The organism is Cycloclasticus sp. (genome assembly GCA_040743155.1).
Lineage (GTDB): Bacteria > Pseudomonadota > Gammaproteobacteria > Methylococcales > Cycloclasticaceae > Cycloclasticus.
The window spans coordinates 2,059,774-2,081,389 of record JBFLJU010000001.1; the positions used below are offsets into that span (position 1 = coordinate 2,059,774).

Here is a 21,616-nt window from a genome sequence, read left to right on the forward strand (position 1 = left end):
AAGCAGGGCTTAACACCGACGCCTTACATCCGGTATCATTACTGGCACAACAACTAAAGGTTTAACCATGCAAAGAGCTTATTCACCTGCCGACACGCTCATCGATCACCTCGATCGAGTGATCCGCACACTGGCTGGGCACGCAAAAACAACCGGCCGAAGCGACCCCGCCGATGCAGCTAACGACACCGAATTAAACGATGATGAAGCTAAATTATCCGCCCAACTCATGCGCGTTAATCATGCCGGCGAAGTGGCGGCTCAAGCTCTGTACCAAGGCCAATCGCTGACTGCTCGCAACAAAGAGATTCAAGAACAACTAAAGCAAGCCGCTGAAGAAGAAAATGATCACTTGGCTTGGTGTAAAAAACGCGTCAACCAGCTTGGCCAACAAACCAGCATTCTAGACCCCTTGTGGTACATAGGCTCTTTAGCCATTGGTGCCACCGCTGGGCTGGCTGGAGATAAGTGGAGCCTTGGCTTCTTGGCCGAAACTGAAAGGCAAGTCGTTCGTCATATTGATAGCCATTTAGACCAACTACCCGACGCAGACCATAAGACACGCGCCATCCTTGAACAAATGCATAAAGACGAAAATCAACACGCAACCACCGCGGTTGAGCAAGGTGCCGCTGAGTTACCTGAACCCATTAAGCAAGGCATGCAATTGGTCTCTAAAATAATGACAAAAGCATCCTTTAGGATTTAACCCCGCGTGAATAAGGACTGGAATTCCCTTGTCGAATTTGACAAACAACACATCTGGCACCCCTACACCAGTCTGAACCACCCAACCCCAGTTTTCCCTATTCAGTCCGCATCGGGTGTTCGCCTAACTCTGGCCGATGGCCGTGAATTAATTGATGGCATGTCATCGTGGTGGGCGGCTATTCATGGCTACAACCACCCCGCCTTAAACGCAGCCATTACCGAGCAGCTCGCCGCCATGTCGCACGTAATGTTCGGCGGCCTAACGCATCAACCAGCCATTGACTTAGCCAAAACACTCATCGACATCACCCACGATGATTTACAGCATGTGTTCTTTGCAGACTCCGGTTCCGTCTCCGTTGAGGTCGCCATTAAAATGGCCATTCAATATTGGGCATCGCAAGATCAACCCCAAAAGCAGCGTTTATTAACCATAAAAAATGGCTACCACGGCGACACCTTCGGCGCGATGGCAGTGTGCGACCCAGACAACGGCATGCACCATTTATTTAATGACGTACTGGCCAAGCATTTATTTGCCAAAAGCCCCACGTGCTTTGAACAAGAACACTACGACGCTGAGGCCATTGAGGATTTTGAACGCCTGCTAAAAGAAAACCAATCAACCATTGCAGCCGTTATTTTAGAACCACTGGTTCAAGGCGCAGGCGGCATGCGTTTTTATAGCGCCGCGTATCTAAAAAAAGTTCGCGCATTATGCGATGAATATAACGTACTGCTCATTGTTGATGAAATAGCCACCGGATTTGGCCGTACAGGGTCATTATTCGCCTACCAACAAGCCGACATTGCCCCCGATATTTTATGTGTTGGAAAAGCACTCACCGGCGGTTACCTGAGCCTAGCCGCCACTCTATGCTCCAGCAAAGTCGCCAACGGCATTGGTAGCGGCCAGCACCCCACCCTCATGCACGGCCCCACCTTTATGGCCAACCCGCTGGCTTGCGCCGTTGCCAATGCCAGCTTAAAACAACTGCTCAATTCACCTTGGCAACAACGCATTAGCAATATAGAAAACCAACTCCAACAACAACTGGAACCTTGCCGCGCATTCAACGCCGTTAAAGACGTGCGCGTAAAAGGCGCTATTGGCGTCATAGAACTGCACAAACCGATTGATATTCACTGGATGCAACCGCGTTTTGTAGAACTAGGCGTATGGGTACGCCCCTTCGCACATCTCGTGTATGTAATGCCGCCGTATGTTATGAATAGCGCCGATTTATCCAAAGTGACATCGGCAATGGAACAAGTCACCTCAGAAATCAATTAACACCCTCAAACACCTCTCTACCGCGCCTTAAAATCTGTTTTTTTGGTGATGAACGCGTTGTACGAACCTACCTTTTAGGCGAGTTTAGCGCTCAGTCAGAATCACTCAGGCTTTTACGACCCAACCGTCTTTAGATAAAAAGCAGCCAGTATTATTAATTAGCCCCACCTTTAAACAGCCGGAGCAAAACCAAAAAACCGTTAACAGGAACTATGTTATTTTAAGAGTATATAGCGTCGTCAAATTCCCGGTTTATGCTTGATTATCGTATTAACAGGAATTTTGTTCCCGCTATATAAGGAAATTAAAGGGAATTATGATTCCTGTTAATAACAAGTTATGCTCCCAAGGCTCTGTAGGCGAGCACCCCCTTATTGGAGATATAGTAGCCTTCGTAGTCTTTCTCAACTAAACTATGCTTATCAAGCCAAACAAGTGTTTTTCTCATATCTGGGATAGAGGTATCTAGTTCTTCAGCAACAGTATCAGCAGTAAATTTCTCTAACTCAGACGCTCCCAGAAAATACTCCATTACATCTTGGTCTAGCTTATTTAATTCAATCGGTTTAACCTTTTTCTTCTTAATCAGGTGCCTGTAATCCCATAGTGCAATTAAACAAACAGGCGTAATAATCAGTAGTACCACTTCCCACAACGGCATAGTTATCTCCATTAGAGAGGCTTGGTAAGTTTCTAATACGCTGGTTATTACTATGTTGAAATCTCTTGCAAAGAGATATGTAATAGCCTCATATATAGAAACCACTAAAGCCAGCTTTTTATTAATAAATTCCATGCCAATATCACCTGAATTACTACTACCTCAAATATACTAGCATAACAAACAATTTCAAAATGGACGCGAAAAGACACTCGCGCCCTTTAAATTAAGCGTTAGCCGTATCAAATCCGACAATGGCCTTGCATTAACTAAATTACACGTTATCATGTTACATGTAATTTAGTTAATGAGGTTTAATCATGAGTCCAGTAATCAGAATCCCAGAAGTTTTATTTTCGCGCCTAGAACAACATGCAAAAGGCTTTGATACACCAGCAAACGTAATTGAGACATTACTTAATCACTTTGAAGGTATAGATGCAAAAACATCGAATATCCCACTAGCCGATGATGCGGTTAAAAAAAGAGATACGACAAAATATTCATTTAAAAATCAAAAGTATGGCAAAGGAAAGTTAGTCTTAGCTATTATCAAAGATTTTGTTTCTAGCAATCCAAAAACAACATTTGATAGCTTAGCTAAAGCATTTCCAAAAGAGCTTCAAGGATCCATAGGCGTATTTAATGAGCTTCAAGGTATTCAAAAGAAATACGAAACCAAAAGCCACAAACGACATTTTGTAAAAGAAGTTATCGGTTTAAAAGATTGTGATATTGTTATATGCACTGAATGGGGTGTTGCTAACATTAACGGTTTTATAGAAAAAGCAAAATCAAATGGCTATATCATCACATCAACAAACGGCTAACAAAAACTTGCATCTGACCGTAAAAAGCGTCACTTTTTTTACGTCAGCTGAAGTAAGGCGTTATGTGTCTTAGGAAAGTTTAATGATTGAATTCGTATCCAACAAAAACGTTGATGAGGCATTGCCTTTAATCAGGAAATACCAAGAGTTTTATAAAGTAGCAGATATATCAGACTCAAAAAACAAAGAGTTCTTTTCGCAGTTTGGCGAAACCAGCCCCTTTGGTTGTCAATTTATATTCCGCAATAACTCTAAGGCTGTCGGTTTTGCCACGGTGTTTTTCACATATTCATCCACTCTTGCGGTTAAAGTTGCCATATTAAATGACTTGTATACATTGCCGGAAATGAGAGGCAAAGGTATTGGTAAACAACTCGTCGAGCATTGCAGGGATTTTGCAAAATCAAATGGTGCATCAAGGCTACAATGGGTAACTGCACCAGATAATGAGCAAGCACAAAAACTTTATGACTCACTAGATACGGGTAAGAGCACATGGTACTTTTATACATACAACACATAACAAAATAATCAAAGGCGACGCGGAAAAAGACCCGCGCGCTTTATTAAAAACGTTATGCGTCTTGATGATGTTGCGCAACATGCTACACTCTGCAAATGATCAAGTCCTTCAAACATAAAGGCCTAGAAAAATTCTATTGCTCTGGTAACACAAAAGGCATTCAAGCAAAGCATGCAAAGAAAATACGTATGCAGCTTATTGCACTAGATACCGCCCAACTCATTGAAGATCTTGATATCGCAGGCTATCGGTTACATCAGCTAAAAGGTAATTTCAAGGGTTGCTGGTCAATTACTGTAAATGCAAATTGGCGCATTACTTTTAAGTTTTCCGACGGCAATATTTATATCGTAAACTACGAGGATTATCACTAATGGTTATGCACAATCCGCCTCATCCAGGTGAGTTTATACAAGCTACATACATGGAGCCATTTGGTCTAAGTTGCCGTTATTTAGCGGGGAAACTCAATGTGGCTGCATCTACTCTCAATAGAGTTTTAAAAACTCAAAGTGGTATTAGTCCAGAAATGGCGCTTCGCCTTTCCAAGGCACTAGGCCGTAGCCCTGAGAGCTGGCTTTCTATGCAAGATTCATATGATTTATGGCAGGCAAGAAAGCACATTAAGCTTAGTAGTGTTCAAAAAGTTCATCTTAATGTCGCATGATAAGCTCTTCCAGCTGACCATAAAAAGCGTCACTTTTTACGTCAGCTGAAGTGAGGCGTTATGTGTCAATTAAATAGAGGCAATATATGGATTGGAAGGTATTTTTAACAATATTTGGGGCGGTATTCATCGCTGAGCTGGGTGATAAAACTCAGCTAGCTACCATGCTATTTGCCACAGATAAAGAGGTAAGCAAATACACCGTTTTTTTTGCTGCTTCTGCTGCTCTCATTGTAGCTTCAGCTCTTGGTGTTCTTGCCGGTACTTTATTATCCGAATACATAAATGAAAAACACCTGCACTATGTTGCTGGTGCGGGTTTTATCGGAATTGGTATTTTTACTTTATACAATGCGTAAAGCACATAACAATTGACTGCGGTTAAAAGTCAGTTTTTTATGTTCATTTTGAGGGGAGAGAGGCTTTTAAAAAACCCCTTACTCCCCTAGCACGCTGGTTAATTCGAACGTTAGGCTTTAAAAATCATGCCATATATTACAACGTATAAAAAAGCAGGTTATATCGCTGTAACCTTTATTTCAACTATCGCAATATTAATAGTTTTTTCGCTCGATCCAATCGAGCAAAACCCTGAATACCACGAATTTGTGGATCAAAGAATATTTTTTGGTATCCCTAATTTCTGGAACGTCATCTCTAACCTTCCATTCTTATTAGTCGGCGGTCTAGGGCTTTATAGTATTTATTATTCTAAAAAAGCAGCATTAATCAATGAGTTTAAAATCGCCTATTCATTGTTTTTTCTTGGTGTTTCAATGGTAGCAGTTGGATCATCTTATTATCACCTCTTGCCAAGCAACGAGACACTGGTCTGGGATCGCCTACCGCTGACTATTGCTTTCATGTCACTATTTTCAATTGTTATAAGTGAGTTCACTTTTCCAAAACTTGGGAAAATACTACTGTGGCCGCTAATTATGGTTGGTGCGTACTCTGTATATTACTGGCTCATCACCGAACGTCAGCATGCTGGAGATTTACGATTATATTTCTTGGTTCAATTTCTACCGGTATTAGTAATGCCGTTAATGCTTTTACTCTTTAAACCAACATTCACAAACAATAAAGGTTACTGGTTATTGTTGTTAGCTTACGTGCTGGCCAAATTATTAGAGTATTTTGATGCCCATATTTACAATGCTTTATTTTTTATTAGTGGCCACTCCATTAAACATATCGCGGCAGCATTTGGCGTATATTTACTATTATTGTCATATAACGATCGAGAAAAAGCCTAACCATACGTTTAACAACGTAGCTTTGCACTATGCTCTGTATAAAATGAAAGCTGAGAATTAAAATAAATATGAATGAAGAGCTAAAATTAGAAATCTCTACGTTATCTCAAAACGCGCGTGCCTTTCCTAAAGCCTTATGTGCCTAGATAAATAGTCGCATGGATATAAAATTAGGCAACCTGTTCCAATCTATCCCTGACAATCTCGATGATGAGGTTTTTGACCTACTTATTCAAAATGAAAAGGTTAAGGTAGAGAGGATAATTTCCAAAGGTCACCGTTCCCCGAAATCAGGATGGTATGACCAAGAACAAGATGAGTGGGTCGTTGTTCTAAAAGGAGAGGCCGTCATTGCATTTAGAGATGGCGCTGAATTTAACCTTATTGCAGGCTCACATTTAAATATACCGGCGAACACGAAGCATAAAGTGACGTGGACCGACCCTGAGGTAGAAACGATATGGCTTGCTATTCACTACTAATCCAAACAGCACGGAGGTGATACATTGGCTTACTATCTAATCAAAATTGCCATCACTACAATTTTAATTGTCTTGATTTCCGAGGTTGCCAAGCGCAGCAGCTTTGTTGGCGCCATCTTGACCTCTATTCCATTGATCTCGGTACTGGCGATGACCTGGCTTTATATAGACACCAAAGATATTTCAAAGATTAGCAATCTTTCGATCAGCGTCTTTTGGCTTGTCATTCCTTCCTTGGCTTTATTTTTGGCATTACCGTTACTACTGAAACAGGGTTTAAACTTTTACCTCAGTATGGGAATTTCAATAGGGCTTACCGTTGGCTGTTATTGGCTTATGATCACCGCTTTAGGTTATTTTGGAGTAGAACTGTGAGTGCCGTCTAACACGCATGGTCAGCCCAACCGCCGCAAGCTGATGTGCGCGTTTGGTCTAAGCTGCGCCTCTACTTCCCAATCAACGGTGGGTGGCAAATAATCTGCACGGTAATACCTTCAGGGTCATAACAATAAAAACTTTTTGCGCCATCGCGGTGCTTACGTGGTTGCGTTTTCATTTTAATGTTGTGATGCGTTAGAAAGGCAAACCACTCATCTACGTCCTCTTCTGTATCTAGAAAAAAGCCTATATGGTCTAGCGTTGGCACCCCGCTTTGCTCGCCGTTTACAACGTGTAGGGCCAAATTATCATTCCCTGACGTTAGGTAAACATTATCGGCATCGGGTCGCCACTCCACCGCCATGCCCATGAGCTCAACATAAAAATATTCACTGGCGGCTAGGTCGCGCACATTCAGTGCGACGTGCCGAAGGCCGGTGGTGGGGTTAGGGCGTTTCATTCGGCATCTACGTCAATAATTTCATAGTCGTGCGTTATCTCTACGGCTTTGCTGAGCATAATTGATGCCGAACAATATTTTTCGGCAGATAAGTTCACCGCACGCGCCACGGCTTTTTCCGTTAAGCCTTTGCCTGAAATAATAAAATGCACATGGATTTTTGTGAACACGGCTGGCACGGTATCTGCCCGTTCTGCATGAATTTCTGCTACACAATCGGTGACGTTTTGACGCGCTTTATCTAAGATCATTTTTACATCAAACGCGGTGCAGCCGCCCATGCCGGTTAGCAGCATTTCCATTGGGCGCAAGCCTAGGTTTCTACCACCATTTTCTGGCGCGCCGTCCATCACAACGGTATGCCCACTGCCAGACTCACCCAGAAACATTGCTCCTTCCACCCACTTTATTCTTACATCCATCGCTATTCCCTACTGGTTAAATTTAGCTGCAAAGAATATCACAAAATTCATTCACGGCCTGTTCTTTGCTGCCCTTCGAATTCAACTGGGCAAGCTATTTAAGAATTCTCTGCTACACTTCATTCCATGAGCAAACTAAAGCCCATCCTTAACTTCTCTGGCATGCCCGATGAGACCTTCGCCCGTTTCATCAGCTTTTGCCATCGCCACGAATACCCGAATAAGACCGACATCATTCAACCTGGCGATGATGTCGATACCTTATATTATTTTATTGAAGGCTCCGCTTATGTTCGTGTTGACGAGATAGATGGGCATGAGTTTATTGTCGCTAACCTTAGCCGTGGTGACTTTATTGGTGAGGCCGGTTTCTTTGAACCTGACGGTAGCCGAGATAAACGAGACGTCTGTGTTCAAACTTGTTCCACTTGCCAACTCGCAGGCATTAGCTATAACCGCTTGAGCTCATTACTGGATAATGAACTCAAAGCAGACAGCAGGGAAATTATTTCTGCACTGGGCAGGCAACTTGCCAAACGCCTGTTGCAGACTAGCCGCAAAGCCGGGCACCTCGCCTTTTTAGATGTCAGCGGCCGAGTCGCAAGGACGTTGATCGATTTAACGGAAACGCCCGAAGCAATGACCCACCCTGAGGGCATGCAAATTAGAGTAACCCGTCAAGACATTGGCCGGATGGTTGGCTGCTCTCGCGAGATGGCGGGGCGTGTTCTTAAATCAATGGGTGAAGAAGGCCTGATCGAAGTGAACGGCAAAACAATCCTAGTTAAAGGCGATCGCTTAGGCTATTAACTGTTTCAGCGCTTCACCCGGATCATCACAACGCATAAACGCCTCGCCAATCAAAAAGGTATGCACGTTATGCTGCTTTAACATCGCAATATCTTCAGACTTGTGTAAACCACTTTCGCTCACGACAATGATGTCATCTGGAATACTATCCAATAAATCCACCGTGGTTTGCAATGATGTTTCAAACGTTCTTAGGTTTCTATTATTGATGCCGACTAAAGCTAAATCCAAGCGCAGTGCACGCTCCAACTCATCCTTATCATGCACTTCCACCAATACATCTAGCTCCAACTGCGTCGCCAATTGATGCAAGTTTTGTAACGCATCATCCTCGAGTGCGGCTACGATCAATAAAATACAGTCCGCACCCATCGCACGCGCTTCATACACTTGATAGGGGTCGACAATAAAGTCTTTACGAATAACCGGCAAATCACACGCCGCCCTCGCCTCTTTTAAATACGCTTCAGAACCCTGGAAAAAGTCTTTATCCGTTAGCACGGATAAACAGGCGGCTCCACCGGCTTCATAACTCATCGCGATCTCAGACGGGATGAAGTGCTCACGCAACAAACCTTTACTTGGCGAAGCCTTTTTTACTTCTGCGATAACGGCTGTTTCGCCTTGTTGTAATTTTCGCTTAATCGATTCAACAAAACCGCGGGGCGCAGAGGCTTCTGCAATTTGCCGCTTTAACTCATCGATAGAGGTATGAGTGAGTCGATCGGCAATTTCTTCTTGCTTGCGGGCGAGTATTTTTTTTAAAACGTCAGGTGTATCACTCATATTAAAAGCTCAGTGTTTTTTCTTTTAGTTCCGCTATTTTTTGTAACGCTTCGCCAGAATTAATTGTTGCGAGCGCTAGCGTTACGCCCGACTTAATACTGTCCGACTTACCACAAACATACAACGCGGCTCCTGCATTTAACGCCAACATATCTGCCGCTTTTTTGCCTTCCGCAGTTTGCTGCTGGCCCAGCGCGTCGTTTATCAAGTCCAACGACTCGGTAGCACTATCAACCGTCAAACCAATTAAGCTCTGACTCGCAATACCCATTTCTTCGGGGGTTATTTTATACTCATGAACAGTGCCATTCTTTAGCTCGGCAATATGTGTCGGCGTTGCCAGGCTAATTTCATCCAGTCCATCTTGTGCGTGCACAACCAGCACATGTTCACTGCCTAAGCGATGTAAAACATTGGCAATCGGCTGGCACAGCGCTTCGTTAAACACACCGATCACTTGCGACTTTACCGCAGCAGGATTGGTCATTGGGCCTAGCATATTAAATATAGTCCGCTGTGCTAGCTCTTTACGCGGGCCAATGGCGTGTTTCATGGCGCTATGGTGGGCTGGCGCAAACATAAAACCGATCCCCACCTGTTGAATACATTGCGCTACTTGGTCGGGCGTTAAATTCAAATTAACCCCTGCCGCTTCCAACACATCGGCGCTGCCGGTTGAACTGGAAACCGAACGATTGCCGTGCTTCGCTACCTGTCCACCGGCCGCTGCAACAATAAAGGCGCTAGCGGTTGAGACATTAAATAAATCCGATCCATCTCCACCGGTACCACAGGTATCAACCAAGAAGTTTCCAGCCACCGTCACCTTTGTCGCCAACTCGCGCATCACAATAGCCGCGCCTTCTATCTCATCTAACGACTCACCTTTCATTCTCAACGCCACCAAAAAACCGCCTATCTGCGCAGGCGTTGCATCGCCCATCATGATCTGACGCATCACGCTGGTCATCTCGTCGGTTGAGAGGTCTTGCTGGTTAATGGCCACTTCTAGCGCCTGTTTAATATCCATTACTTAACCTTTGTTTAGGAAATTTCTTAATAAATCATGGCCGTGTTCCGTCAAAATAGATTCCGGATGGAACTGCACGCCCTCGATGTCTAGTTCAACGTGTTTCAGCCCCATAATTTCATCCATCTCGCCATCCGCTGTTTCTGTCCATGCCGTTATTTCTAAGCAATCTGGCAACGACGCCTTTTCCACCACCAGTGAGTGGTAGCGCGTTGCTTTAAATGGGTTGCTCAAACCGTTAAAAACCCCGCCATTATTATGGTGCATCGCAGACGTTTTACCGTGCATGATTTGCTGCGCATGAACCACTTTACCGCCAAACACTTCACCAATACTTTGGTGCCCTAAGCAGACTCCTAAAATCGGCAAGGTACCGGCCATGCGTTTAATTAATTCTACTGAAATACCCGCTTGCGTCGGTGTACATGGGCCCGGTGAGATCACCAATTTATCGGCCTGCATTGCGATAACGTCGTCAACGCTGGCTTGGTCATTTCGCACGACGTGTACATCCGCCCCCAACTCGGCAAAGTATTGCACCAAGTTATAGGTGAACGAATCGTAGTTGTCGATCATGACTAATTTACACGCCGCCATTAGCTTTCACCTTCTGTTAAACCGCGCTGCGCCATCGCCACCGCTTTAAAAATTGCACGCCCTTTGTTCATTGTTTCTGCCCACTCATTCTCTGGTACTGAATCATGCACAATGCCTGCGCCGGCTTGAATATTCAGCTGGCCATCTTTGATCACTGCCGTGCGGATAGCAATCGCCGTGTCTAAATTACCCGACCATGACAAGTAACCGACCGCACCCGAATAGATACCTCGCTTAACGGGTTCCAATTCATCAATAATTTGCATTGCCCTAATTTTTGGTGCGCCGCTGACTGTTCCTGCCGGAAAAGTCGCCTCCAGCACATCAATCGCATCAAGCCCTAATTGCAGCTCACCCGTCACATTCGACACAATATGCATCACGTGTGAATAGCGTTCGATGACCATTTTATCGGTTAATTCAACCGTACCCGTTTTTGATACGCGGCCTGCATCATTGCGCCCCAAATCAATCAACATTAAATGTTCTGCACATTCCTTAGGATCGGCGAGCAGCTCTTTTTCTAATGCTTCGTCTTCTTCGCGCGTGGCACCACGTGGGCGAGTCCCCGCAATTGGCCGAACCGTTACTTGCTCATCTTCCAGCCGGGTTAAGATTTCGGGGGACGAACCAACAACGTACGTATCGTCTAAATTCAGGTGATACATATACGGTGACGGGTTTAGGCAGCGTAACGCTCGATACAAGTCAATCGCAGGCTCTGCGTACGGAATAGTCATCCGCTGCGACAACACCACCTGCATCACGTCACCCTCAACGATATACTCTTTCACTGTCTTCACTGCGTCTTGAAAGCCTTGCTGAGTAAAGCCTGAAATAAAATCTGCCTCATCCACCGCCACGGTCTGGCTTTGGCCAAAAGAGGACTGTATCTGAGCGGTATTTAGCTGACTCACCAACTCGTCCAAACGGCACATGCCCTTTGCGTAAGCATCCTCTTGTTCTGGATCAACGTGAGTGACGATCATTAATTGGTTGTTGACGTTATCAAAGACTAAAACCTCTTCTGAAATCATCAATAAAATATCGGGCGAGCCGATAGGGTCTTCTTTTTTATTCTGCTGGCTTTGTTCTGCTACTTTCGGCTCGATATAATGAATCGTTTCGTAGCCAAAATAACCAACCAAGCCGCCACTAAAACGCGGCAGGCCTTCAACCTCAGGCGTGTTGAAGGTTGACGCATATTCGCGCACCCAATCTAACGGTGTATCGCTGCTTATTGTCTGCGTTGTTTTGCCATTCGATTGCAGGCTAATCACCTTGCCGCTGATGCTGATAAGGTCTTTACATGGCAGGCCAATAATCGAGTAGCGACCCCAGTTTTCACCACCTTGCACGGATTCAAAAAGGTAACTATAGGGCCCATTTGCCAATTTCATGTAGGCGCTCAATGGGGTTTCTAAGTCAGCCAAGATTGTTTTCATCAGGGGTATTTTGTTATAGCCCTGGTCTGCGTATTGTTTGAATTTTTCGGGTGTCATCACACTGTCTCTTAATTACTTCATCAATGGGTTTAGCTTTTACGATTAAAACTGCCAGCCGAACCGCCATCGTTGTTTCATTAATATTACATCGCCCATGTTAAACATCACCCGTTACGCTGCTTTTTCAAGCAACTGATTTATTTCTGAAAAGTGGCTAATCACAACGTCCGCGCCTAATGTATGCACATCATCCTCACCGTGATAACCGTAATCCACGCAGATGGAATAAAATCCCGCCGCTTGGGCCGCTGCAATATCATTTACCGAGTCACCCACCATAATGGACTGCTCTGCCGACACATTAAAAGATTTTGCTGTTTCTAACAACGGCATAGGGTGCGGCTTGCATTGTTCAAAGGTGTCACCACAAACCACTTTATCAAACAGTTCAGCAAGCCCCATTTGTTGGAGTAACGGCAAGGTGAACTGTGCCGGTTTATTGGTAATGCACACCAAGGGAATGCCCGACTCTTTTAAAGCGCACAGAGTTGCCTCAACACCGTCATAAAGCACACTTTCGCAGTTCAGGTTCGCCGCATAATGTTGCAAAAAGATAGGGTATGCCTTATCAAGCAGGTCAGCTGGCACATCGCCTTTCATATCACCCGACAGAGCTCGTTTCACTAAAACACGCGCACCATTTCCAATCCAACCGCGCACCTGCTCTTGCTGCTGGCTGGGCAGGCTTAATTCTGCCAAGGTTAGCTGCACTGCTTTAGCGATATCGGGCACGCTATCGAGCAAGGTGCCGTCTAAATCAAACGCGATTAGTTTGGCCTGGCAATTGTTGCGCAGTGAGTTCAACCAAGCGCCTTCGCAATTTGCTCACGCATATCTGAGATGGTTTTTGCATAATCATCGGTATTAAAAATAGCCGAGCCTGCAACAAACATATCAGCACCCGCTGCGGCAATCTCACCGATATTATCGATTTTCACACCGCCATCCACTTCTAAGCGAACGTCAAACCCACTTGCATCAATGCGTTGTCGCACTTGACGCAATTTATCCATCGTCGCTGGAATAAAACTTTGCCCACCAAAACCGGGGTTCACCGACATTAATAAAATCACATCGAGCTTATCCATCACGTGATCTAAATAGTGTAACGGTGTCGCTGGGTTAAACACTAAACCTGCATGACAGCCGAGCTCCTTAATCAACCCTAAACTGCGATCAATATGTTCCGATGCTTCAGGGTGAAAGGTAATAAAGCTGGCGCCCGCTTTTGCAAAATCAGGAATAATTCGGTCCACCGGTTTCACCATCAAATGGACGTCAATCGGTGCGGTCACACCGTGGTTGCGTAGCGCTTCGCACACCAATGGGCCGATCGTTAAATTTGGCACGTAATGGTTATCCATCACATCGAAATGCACGACGTCCGCACCTGCGGCTAAGACATTATCGACCTCTTCGCCTAAACGAGCAAAATCCGCTGATAAAATGGAGGGGGCAATTAAAGGTGTTTTCATCTATTTGGCAACCATTCGCTAAAAAAAGAAGGTTACCCGAAATTGTGATTTATTTCACCTGAATTACCTCTTAGCACCTTATATAGTCGCTTATCTCAACCTTTTGATCGATAAAAACTTTTTCTTAGCGGTAATTTCCATTTCGAACACACCATTAACCCCGGCGCGCGTTAAAAACCCTCTTACTTTTTCGGCAGAAAATTCCACTCGCCGGCCATCGACTGCCACGGTAGAAATTGTTTTCGCATGACCTTTATAAACAGACAAATACGCGTCTGCTGAAATAGCCAGTTTAAAGATAAGTCGTTGATTCCCCATCGGCTGATTTTACCTGTAAAGATAATCATTGTCATAACCTCTGACGTTTCAGGTGAACTCAATTTAATCACTCAAAAGCACCCGCTATGCTGGCTTTTTTGCGCCCTGTGATGCACCATAAACACTTTGTTTAACCAGCGCCATATCGCCCACAGATGCCTAAAAAGTTATTATCTTTTCTAGCTTTTAGTTTTTGCCTACTTGTTAGCGGCAACGCCTTGTCATCTGAGTTGGAACGTGAAAAACGTATCGCTGAAAGCGTTAAAGAAAGCATCATTATTGGCGATGTAGTGAATTTAAGAGCGGGCAGCGTTGAGTTTATCGGCTTAATTAATAACGAAGAACCTGAAAACCTACATGGCAGCGTCATCATTTTGCACGGCATGGGTTCAAACCCCAACGCACCACAAATCGTTCAGCCGCTTCGTAGCCAATTAGCCGAACTCGGCTGGGTTACCGCGTCAATTCAGTTGCCTATTGCCGCACAAGGGGCTTCCATAAGCGACAACCTAGCACTAATAAAGGAAAGCGGCCCGAGGATTCAATCCACCTTAAACTACATGCATGAGAACTTTCAGAATAAACCTTGCGTGCTCGTCGCCCATAGTCTGGGCGCTGTTATGGCCACTCATTTTCTAGCGAGCCAAGAAAAACTCGCTTGCGATGCCCTCGTGTTAATTGGCTTACCTACATTGGCCTCTGAGCTGCCTGAAGCACAATCAAGTGAACAGTTGAAAAAAATAACCATCCCGACTCTCGATATTTATGGCAGCCAAGATTTGGATAATGTGATAAAAACTGCGTCAGTACGGAGATTAGCGCTGATGAAAAACAATCCGCTTAACCGTCAGGTTGAAATATCAGGTGCTGACCATGCTTTTAATGGTTTAAACGAAACCCTCGCACGCTCAATTCATAGCTGGCTGACGCATACGTTTAAACAACCCTCTCAATAATTAAAAAAGGAAACCTATGATCCCTCTAGCCATCAGTTTGCACGTTCTATCCGCCGTTATTTGGGTGGGCGGAATGTTTTTCGCCTACTTAGTGTTACGCCCCATTGCCGCCGTGCAATTCGAAGCTCCTCAGCGACTCACTCTGTGGTCCAACGTTTTTTCTAAATTTTTCCCTTGGGTTTGGGCTTGTGCCGTGCTGCTCCTTGGTACTGGCTTTTGGCTTATTTCCAATAAGTTTGGTGGCATGAAAAATGTGGCCGTGCACATTCATATCATGATGAGCATGGGTATCATCATGACGCTGATATTTTTACATATCTTTTTTGCACCTTCACGTAAATTAACCCGAGCCGTAACCGAACATAACTGGCAAGAGGCTGGCAAAAACCTAGCCCAAATTCGCCTATTAATAGGTGTTAACCTCATCATCGGGATAAGCGTCGTGGTCGTTGCAACAGCCGGCCGTTACTTATTTACCTAACCAACACCTAATTTATTTAAACAACCATGAACCCTGAACAAACGTCGTCTACTGTGAACAAAAGCTTAGTAACTAACCTCGTCGCTATCGGCATTATTATCGCTAGTTTTTTTGCTCCGCTATACGCCATAAACATCAAAGCGATTGGTGTTTTCGCCTTGTCTGGCGCTATAACAAATTGGATTGCTATTCATATGCTATTCGAACGGGTGCCATTTTTATATGGTTCAGGCGTTATCCCTGCTCATTTTGAAGAATTTAAACGCGGCATCCAAGACCTCATCATGCGGCAGTTTTTCACCCAAGAAAACATTGAACGTTTTTTGCAACGTGAAGAAGATTCGGCACAAAAATTATTCAATGTAGACCCTCTGCTAGACCGGCTTGATTACGACAAACTATTCCAAGGCTTGGTCGATGCCATTGCTGAGTCTTCATTTGGCAGCATGCTGGCTATGGTCGGTGGAGTGGCTGCGCTGGAACCGCTGAAAGACCCTGTTTGTAAAAAAATTCGCTTAACCCTAACCGAAATGACCGAAAGCCCAGCCTTCATTGAGGCTATTCATGAGGGCATTAACGCCCAACAAATCAGCGGTGACTTAATCAAGGACATTGAAGCTATTGTTGAGAAAAGGCTCGATGAATTGACCCCTGATATGGTCAAGGACATTATTCAACGAATGATTAAACAGCACTTGGGTTGGCTTGTTGTTTGGGGTGGTGTTTTTGGTGGCCTCATTGGTCTTGGATTTAGCCTTATTTAACATGTTTGTTCATTGCGGCCAGCTGATACTCGCATGACTAACATATGGCCTGCTGAACTCGAACAACTCACGCCTAGCGAGCTGGATGAGCTTTACGCGAAAACTATTACGCCCTTTGAGCACCGCCTCGAAGAGCTGGCTATTAACAAACAGCTATCCACGTATTTAACACCTTTTTACATACCCTTCGCTGCTTGGTTACATCAAAAAGCGCTTAATACCAGCACCACTCTTGTGGTTGGCATTAACGGCGCTCAGGGCAGCGGAAAGTCAACGATGTCGCAATTAGTTGCGGATGTTTTGCAACATGGCTTTGGGCTGCGGACGGTCATTATCTCTATCGACGATATCTACAAAACACGACAGCAACGTAAACAAATGGCTGAATCCATCCACCCTTTGTTCAACACACGTGGCGCGCCTGGAACTCACGATACAGCGATGGGGATTGAGCTTATTCAACAAATAAAGGCGTTAAAGCAAGAAGAAACTCTATCCTACCCTCGCTTCGATAAAGGCAATGATGATCGACAAGCACAATCAACTTGGCCTCAATGTCGCGGCCCCATCGATATTCTAATTTTTGAAGGTTGGTGCGTGGGCGCGCAAGCGCAAGCCGACCAAGCATTAACGCAAAGCGTTAATTTGCTGGAGTTAACTGAAGATAAAAACCTGACTTGGCGACGGTCTGTTAACAAGCACCTGCAAACCGACTACAAGCTCTTGTTTAACTTATTAGACTGCTTGATCTTTTTACAAATACCCAGTTTTGATTGCGTCTTAAAATGGCGTGGCCTGCAAGAGCAAAAGCTCGTCAACAAGCAGCAACATGAGCAACACTTAATGACATCGCAAGCCTCCCTCGAACGCTTCATCGCCCACTACGAACGGCTGACGCTACAGCAACTTGACGACATGCCGAGTATCGCCGATTTAATTATTCAATTGGGTGCTGATCATCAAATAGAAAAAGCATCAGTCCGCAACCCTTAACACCAACGCCACGCGCCTATTTTTACTTCGCCCCTCCGCATCGTCATTACTAGCGATCGGACGTGTTTGTGCATAGCCAATGGCGCTCAAACGCTGTGGCGAAATGCCGCGACCAATCAGATAACGCGTAACGCTAGTGGCCCTAGCCGATGATAATTCCCAATTAGACAAGTACCGTGGTGTCGAGATCGACTGATTATCGGTATGACCTTCCACCAGAATATGCCAAGGGCGCTGTTGTAACATCACTGCAATTTCATCCAGCACCTGCTCGCCTGATCGGCTTAAGGTTGCATCGGCAGGAAAGAACAAAATACTATCGCTCATCGCTAATTTGATGGTGTTTTGCTCTTCTACCACGCTAACGCGGTCCTGTAAGTGACTCAGGTAGATCTGATCTAAAAAGGCTTTATTGTCCGGCTTGCTCTCGATATGCACCGCATGTAACTCTTGCTCTGTCACTTGCTTAATTTGCTGTTGCTGATAGCTCAGCAATAAAACAAATAGCGTCACCATGAGCAACAAAAGGTCGATATAACTCACTGCCCATGACTCGTTATCTTCCTCGTGCGGTAAGCTATCATCGTGCAAGCTGACACTTGACCGACGCTCAATCGACATGGGATGCAGCTAAAGGTAATAATTTAGAAAGCCTACTTTTGCTAACTTTTTTCGGCACTGAACTTTGATCAACAGGAATACCATGTGCTTCCAACATATCCCGAATAACCAACGGATGCGTCTTCTCGTACATCATCGCCAAGCCTTCTAACAGCACATTAAGGTGTGCCGCGTGCTCGGCCGTTCTTTTTTCCAGTTTAATCGCTAACGGCTTACACATTAAATTTGCCACAACAAGGCCGTACAACGTTGTCAGTAATGCAAAGCCCATCGTCACGCCCACTTCATCCAAACCCACATCGCCTAAGCCATATAGCATATGAATCATGCCCAGTAATGTTCCAAGCATGCCAAAGGCCGGCGCGTAACTGGACATCAAACGCAGAATTTGGGCTTTTTCTTGATTGACCACTAACAGGCGAGCCCGTTCTTTACGCAAGATGTTATTCACATCATCTAAGGAACAACGGTCAAGAATAAGTTGAACGCCCTTTCGTAATAAAGGTTGCTGCGCCAGTTGAATTTCTTGCTCAAGCACCCGCACTTTTGACGAACGATAGAGGTGGGCGCAACGAAGTAATTGCTTGAATTCTGCACGGCCGTGAAAATCCACACCCTGCCCCTTCAGAATATCGGGCAGCTCACGCAATAACTGTAATACTTTGTGCTGTGGCTTACTCAACATGACCGCGCACAAGGTTCCGCCTAACACCACCATCAAGCCTGGGATATTAATCAACGCAAGCAAGTGACTTGGTGAAATTAACACCACCACCGAACCCAACAACATCAATAACGTTAGATTAAAAACCGTTAAGAAGCGCATTACCAACCACCTTTATCTATTAACAATAATAGACTTAAAGCAATTGATATGCCGAAAATCACTTGTTCATTAGAAACAAGAACTTATAAAAAATATTTCCTAAGGTGTCGCTCAAAATTTCCGCTTTAACCCCGCTAACGGCAATCTTCTGCCTAGGCTAAATAATAAGGGAACTGATGCGATAGCTAAGCTCCCAGTCTAATAAACGACGTGTTCACGCAACACGCTTCAAAATGAATACAACACTACGCAATATACATGCTGGGTAAGTTATAAGTTAGTCGCGAAAGTTTTTAAACTGTAAGGGAATACCTAGGCCTTCTGCTTTCAACATAGCCATCACTGCCTGTAAGTCATCTCGTTTTTTACCGGTAACGCGAACTTGCTCTTTTTGAATTTGCGCCTGAACCTTCAGCTTTTTTTCTTTTATCACCTTGGTGATTTTTTTAGCGGATTCGCTATCGAGGCCTTCTTTAATGACCACTTTTTGCCGAACCTTTAAGCCAGACTCTTCAGCTTGTTGAACATCCATACAATCAACATCGACCCCACGGCGAGACAATTTAATGCGGAAAATATCAAGCATTTGCCCTACCTGAAATTTAGATTCACCCGTTAACGTCACATCGTGCTGCGCCAATTCAAAATTGGCATCAGTTCCTTTAAAGTCAAACCGCGTACCAACTTCTTTATTTGCCTGATCAACCGCATTGGTTAATTCGTGCATATCAACTTCTGAAACCACATCAAACGATGGCATAACGCCTCCTAATTATTTGTAAAATAAACTTATTTTATCGAGCTATGTAAAAAAACAAAGCCTCCCCTTCAGCCTAAAGCATAAAAACCTCAAGGGAGTAAACCTTAAGTTAAAGCTCGCCCATCACGCCGATACAGTCGCCGTAAACCACAGGGTTTTTGAGTTGCCCTTGCTGGGCATGTCCCTGCTCAGCACCGACAGATGACCAAGCTACTGCCTGCCAAGCCCACTTAAATAACGGTTACACTTTTTTCCGCAGGTCACGAATCGTGTCGTAGGCTTCTGTAATTTCCTGCGTCTTCTCTTTTGCAATTTTCATCATTTCATCCGGCAAGCCTTTAGATACCAGTTTATCTGGGTGATGCTGACTAATTAAGCGTCGATACGCTTTCTTAACTTCTGCATCACTAGCTGATTCACTCACACCTAAAATGGCATACGCCTCTTCCGGTGTGGACCTACTTTGCTGGTGCGTACCTCGCCGCTGGCTTGCACCCAACATACGTTTTAGCTGCTCGTAGGCAAACTGTGGAATACCCAGTCGGCCACAAATGTGTACTAGAATTTCATCTTCTGCCTCGTCTAATACGCCATCGGCAAACGCCGCTTGAAGCTGTACTTCAATAAACATACGTACTAAATTCTTTTGATGTTGGCAGGCTTGTTTGAAATCATCCAGTTCTGCGTCTAGATTAAAATCCAGCTCTTTACCACGGTTAAACTCGGCAACCGCTTCTTTCTTCATCTCCGCCGATAACTCCATTTGAGCCATCACACGTTGCGCCATTTGAATTTCTTCCTTTGAAACCTGCCCGTCCGCTTTTGCGATATGCCCCATAATGGCAAACGTCGACCTGAAGAACATTTTTTTAATCCGTTGCTGGCGTTCAGGGTCAAATGGATTTTGAGCCATGCCAGTGTCAAATTTATGGCCAATATAGACTCCCAATAACGCACCGAGCGCGCCGAACGTCATATAACCAAAAACCCCGCCCAATAATTTCCCTGTCCACCTCATCGTTTCACACCTTTTACTTGCAAAATTGTTAATAAAATTAGATGATTAGCAGCTTTTTTAACTTCCAAAATAATCAAATGACTATTCCAGCTTCTCTTCTTGATGCCAATCTAAATAGCCTACCACTCCTCCATAAGGGAAAGGTGCGTGACATTTATGATATTGATGACAAACACATGCTTATTGTTACCACTGATCGCCTGTCTGCCTTTGACGTTATTCTACCCGATCCTATTCCAGGCAAGGGCATTGTGCTAAATGAAGTGTCTAATTTTTGGTTTGAAAAGTTATCTCATTTAATTCCCAACCAATTATCAAACATAACGCTTAACCAAGTTTTAGATAACGAGCAAGATTGTCAGCGACTTGAAAAACGCGGCATTATTGTAAAAAAACTTAAACCGCTTCCTATTGAAGCTATCGTCCGCGGCTATTTAATTGGCTCTGGCTGGAAAGACTACCAAAAATCGGGGCAGGTGTGCGGTATCCAGTTACCTGAGAATTTGCAACAAGCCTCTCAATTGCCTGAAGCTATTTTCACCCCTTCTACCAAAGCTGCGGTAGGCGATCACGATGAGAATATTTCATACGAACAAACCATTGAGCTACTCGGTGAAGAGCTAGCCAAGCAAGTGCGCGACATCAGCTTAACGCTTTACACAACAGCGGCTAAATACGCCTTAGAACGCAATATTATTATTGCCGACACCAAGTTTGAATTTGGACTTGATAACGACGGTGTTTTGCACCTGATTGATGAAGTGCTAACGCCTGATTCTTCACGCTTTTGGGATGCCAAAGAATACAAAGTGGGCACAAGCCCTGCGAGTTTCGATAAACAAATCGTTCGCGATTATTTAGAAACACTCGATTGGGATAAAACAAGTCCTGGTCCTACTCTACCCAAAGAAATTGCTGACAAAACCGCCGGTAAATACCGTGAAGTTCAAGCCTTATTAACTGAGTAAGCTTTTCAACAACGCATAAAA

General features: G+C 44.5%; 30 protein-coding genes. 16 read left to right on the forward strand and 14 right to left on the reverse strand.

The features are described 5' to 3' along the window. Positions 1–67: 67 nt before the first annotated feature. Both coq7 and bioA read left to right on the forward strand, forming a co-directional pair. Positions 68–709 (forward strand): 2-polyprenyl-3-methyl-6-methoxy-1,4-benzoquinone monooxygenase, encoded by a 642-nt coding sequence (coq7, locus tag AB1Y31_09875; protein ID MEW4983480.1) that lies wholly within the window; start codon positions 68–70, stop codon positions 707–709. A 6-nt stretch (positions 710–715) separates the two neighbouring features. Further along, positions 716–2,005, forward strand: a complete 1,290-nt coding sequence (bioA, locus tag AB1Y31_09880; protein MEW4983481.1) for an adenosylmethionine--8-amino-7-oxononanoate transaminase — start codon at positions 716–718, stop codon at positions 2,003–2,005. Positions 2,006–2,342: 337 nt separating this feature from the next. On the opposite strand, the gene AB1Y31_09885 is transcribed toward bioA, so the two are convergent. Then, positions 2,343–2,801, reverse strand: coding sequence for a hypothetical protein (locus AB1Y31_09885; protein MEW4983482.1), 459 nt, complete (start codon positions 2,799–2,801; stop codon positions 2,343–2,345). Positions 2,802–2,986: 185 nt separating this feature from the next. On the opposite strand from AB1Y31_09885, the gene AB1Y31_09890 reads away from it, so the two are divergent. From AB1Y31_09890 to AB1Y31_09925, 8 genes are all read left to right on the forward strand, one after another. Continuing rightward, positions 2,987–3,496, forward strand: coding sequence for a hypothetical protein (locus AB1Y31_09890; GenBank protein ID MEW4983483.1), 510 nt, complete (start codon positions 2,987–2,989; stop codon positions 3,494–3,496). Positions 3,497–3,578: 82 nt separating this feature from the next. After that, entirely contained in the window at positions 3,579–4,019 is a 441-nt protein-coding gene (locus AB1Y31_09895; GenBank protein ID MEW4983484.1) for a GNAT family N-acetyltransferase, read from the forward strand. 95 nt (positions 4,020–4,114) lie between these two features. Next, positions 4,115–4,393 (forward strand): type II toxin-antitoxin system mRNA interferase toxin, RelE/StbE family, encoded by a 279-nt coding sequence (locus AB1Y31_09900; protein ID MEW4983485.1) that lies wholly within the window; start codon positions 4,115–4,117, stop codon positions 4,391–4,393. Further along, positions 4,393–4,686: a HigA family addiction module antitoxin gene (locus AB1Y31_09905; protein MEW4983486.1), complete on the forward strand. Its 294-nt coding sequence runs from the start codon at positions 4,393–4,395 to the stop codon at positions 4,684–4,686. The genes AB1Y31_09900 and AB1Y31_09905 overlap by 1 nt, the downstream gene beginning before the upstream one ends. Before the next feature lie 86 nt (positions 4,687–4,772). Then, the gene (locus AB1Y31_09910; protein MEW4983487.1) at positions 4,773–5,045 is read left to right on the forward strand and encodes a TMEM165/GDT1 family protein; all 273 of its coding nucleotides are present in this window, start codon (positions 4,773–4,775) and stop codon (positions 5,043–5,045) included. Between the two features lie 126 nt (positions 5,046–5,171). Further along, positions 5,172–5,945 carry a ceramidase domain-containing protein gene (locus AB1Y31_09915; protein MEW4983488.1) on the forward strand — a complete coding sequence of 258 codons (774 nt, stop codon included), beginning with the start codon at positions 5,172–5,174 and terminating at the stop codon, positions 5,943–5,945. A gap of 158 nt (positions 5,946–6,103) precedes the next feature. After that, positions 6,104–6,427, forward strand: coding sequence for a cupin domain-containing protein (locus AB1Y31_09920; protein ID MEW4983489.1), 324 nt, complete (start codon positions 6,104–6,106; stop codon positions 6,425–6,427). Between the two features lie 24 nt (positions 6,428–6,451). Further along, on the forward strand, positions 6,452–6,802 hold the full coding sequence (locus tag AB1Y31_09925) for a DUF3147 family protein (protein MEW4983490.1): 351 nt from the start codon (positions 6,452–6,454) through the stop codon (positions 6,800–6,802). 70 nt (positions 6,803–6,872) lie between these two features. On the opposite strand, the gene AB1Y31_09930 is transcribed toward AB1Y31_09925, so the two are convergent. Together AB1Y31_09930 and AB1Y31_09935 are read right to left on the reverse strand one after the other, a co-directional pair. Further along, on the reverse strand, positions 6,873–7,265 hold the full coding sequence (locus tag AB1Y31_09930; GenBank protein ID MEW4983491.1) for a VOC family protein: 393 nt from the start codon (positions 7,263–7,265) through the stop codon (positions 6,873–6,875). After that, on the reverse strand, positions 7,262–7,687 hold the full coding sequence (locus AB1Y31_09935) for an OsmC family protein (protein MEW4983492.1): 426 nt from the start codon (positions 7,685–7,687) through the stop codon (positions 7,262–7,264). The genes AB1Y31_09930 and AB1Y31_09935 overlap by 4 nt, the downstream gene beginning before the upstream one ends. 126 nt (positions 7,688–7,813) lie before the next feature. On the opposite strand from AB1Y31_09935, the gene crp reads away from it, so the two are divergent. Then, positions 7,814–8,497 (forward strand): cAMP-activated global transcriptional regulator CRP, encoded by a 684-nt coding sequence (crp, locus tag AB1Y31_09940; GenBank protein MEW4983493.1) that lies wholly within the window; start codon positions 7,814–7,816, stop codon positions 8,495–8,497. Here the strand turns inward: crp and trpC are convergent. From trpC to AB1Y31_09975, 7 genes are all read right to left on the reverse strand, one after another. After that, positions 8,486–9,283 (reverse strand): indole-3-glycerol phosphate synthase TrpC, encoded by a 798-nt coding sequence (gene trpC, locus AB1Y31_09945; GenBank protein ID MEW4983494.1) that lies wholly within the window; start codon positions 9,281–9,283, stop codon positions 8,486–8,488. The two genes, crp and trpC, sit on opposite strands and share 12 nt — an antisense overlap. A 1-nt stretch (position 9,284) precedes the next feature. Then, positions 9,285–10,313, reverse strand: coding sequence for an anthranilate phosphoribosyltransferase (gene trpD / locus AB1Y31_09950; GenBank protein ID MEW4983495.1), 1,029 nt, complete (start codon positions 10,311–10,313; stop codon positions 9,285–9,287). A 3-nt stretch (positions 10,314–10,316) separates the two neighbouring features. After that, on the reverse strand, positions 10,317–10,910 hold the full coding sequence (locus AB1Y31_09955; protein MEW4983496.1) for an aminodeoxychorismate/anthranilate synthase component II: 594 nt from the start codon (positions 10,908–10,910) through the stop codon (positions 10,317–10,319). Beyond that, positions 10,910–12,412: an anthranilate synthase component I gene (gene trpE / locus AB1Y31_09960; protein ID MEW4983497.1), complete on the reverse strand. Its 1,503-nt coding sequence runs from the start codon at positions 12,410–12,412 to the stop codon at positions 10,910–10,912. The genes AB1Y31_09955 and trpE overlap by 1 nt, the downstream gene beginning before the upstream one ends. 114 nt (positions 12,413–12,526) lie before the next feature. Beyond that, positions 12,527–13,219: a phosphoglycolate phosphatase gene (locus tag AB1Y31_09965; protein ID MEW4983498.1), complete on the reverse strand. Its 693-nt coding sequence runs from the start codon at positions 13,217–13,219 to the stop codon at positions 12,527–12,529. Continuing rightward, positions 13,216–13,890 (reverse strand): ribulose-phosphate 3-epimerase, encoded by a 675-nt coding sequence (gene rpe, locus AB1Y31_09970; GenBank protein MEW4983499.1) that lies wholly within the window; start codon positions 13,888–13,890, stop codon positions 13,216–13,218. Before rpe ends, AB1Y31_09965 begins: the two co-directional genes overlap by 4 nt. A gap of 90 nt (positions 13,891–13,980) precedes the next feature. Further along, complete coding sequence (locus AB1Y31_09975) at positions 13,981–14,208, reverse strand: DUF2835 domain-containing protein (GenBank protein MEW4983500.1); 228 nt, start codon at positions 14,206–14,208, stop codon at positions 13,981–13,983. A 155-nt stretch (positions 14,209–14,363) separates the two neighbouring features. On the opposite strand from AB1Y31_09975, the gene AB1Y31_09980 reads away from it, so the two are divergent. The 4 genes from AB1Y31_09980 to AB1Y31_09995 are packed head-to-tail and all read left to right on the forward strand — an operon-like array spanning position 14,364 to position 17,402. Further along, positions 14,364–15,164 (forward strand): DUF3530 family protein, encoded by an 801-nt coding sequence (locus AB1Y31_09980; protein ID MEW4983501.1) that lies wholly within the window; start codon positions 14,364–14,366, stop codon positions 15,162–15,164. 16 nt (positions 15,165–15,180) lie between these two features. Continuing rightward, positions 15,181–15,645 (forward strand): CopD family protein, encoded by a 465-nt coding sequence (locus tag AB1Y31_09985; protein MEW4983502.1) that lies wholly within the window; start codon positions 15,181–15,183, stop codon positions 15,643–15,645. A 53-nt stretch (positions 15,646–15,698) separates the two neighbouring features. After that, a complete protein-coding gene (locus AB1Y31_09990; protein MEW4983503.1) occupies positions 15,699–16,409 on the forward strand; it encodes a DUF445 domain-containing protein in 711 nt (236 codons plus the stop codon). A 33-nt stretch (positions 16,410–16,442) separates the two neighbouring features. After that, positions 16,443–17,402, forward strand: a complete 960-nt coding sequence (locus AB1Y31_09995; protein MEW4983504.1) for a hypothetical protein — start codon at positions 16,443–16,445, stop codon at positions 17,400–17,402. Here the strand turns inward: AB1Y31_09995 and AB1Y31_10000 are convergent. The 4 genes from AB1Y31_10000 to djlA all read right to left on the reverse strand — a co-directional run bounded on the left by AB1Y31_10000 (position 17,385) and on the right by djlA (position 20,627). Then, positions 17,385–18,023, reverse strand: coding sequence for an OmpA family protein (locus AB1Y31_10000; protein ID MEW4983505.1), 639 nt, complete (start codon positions 18,021–18,023; stop codon positions 17,385–17,387). The two genes, AB1Y31_09995 and AB1Y31_10000, sit on opposite strands and share 18 nt — an antisense overlap. Continuing rightward, complete coding sequence (locus AB1Y31_10005) at positions 18,013–18,849, reverse strand: MotA/TolQ/ExbB proton channel family protein (protein ID MEW4983506.1); 837 nt, start codon at positions 18,847–18,849, stop codon at positions 18,013–18,015. The genes AB1Y31_10000 and AB1Y31_10005 overlap by 11 nt, the downstream gene beginning before the upstream one ends. Before the next feature lie 277 nt (positions 18,850–19,126). Next, positions 19,127–19,609, reverse strand: coding sequence for a YajQ family cyclic di-GMP-binding protein (locus AB1Y31_10010; GenBank protein MEW4983507.1), 483 nt, complete (start codon positions 19,607–19,609; stop codon positions 19,127–19,129). Positions 19,610–19,850: 241 nt separating this feature from the next. Continuing rightward, positions 19,851–20,627: a co-chaperone DjlA gene (gene djlA, locus AB1Y31_10015; GenBank protein MEW4983508.1), complete on the reverse strand. Its 777-nt coding sequence runs from the start codon at positions 20,625–20,627 to the stop codon at positions 19,851–19,853. A gap of 77 nt (positions 20,628–20,704) precedes the next feature. On the opposite strand from djlA, the gene AB1Y31_10020 reads away from it, so the two are divergent. Continuing rightward, complete coding sequence (locus AB1Y31_10020) at positions 20,705–21,595, forward strand: phosphoribosylaminoimidazolesuccinocarboxamide synthase (protein ID MEW4983509.1); 891 nt, start codon at positions 20,705–20,707, stop codon at positions 21,593–21,595. Positions 21,596–21,616 lie beyond the last annotated feature (21 nt).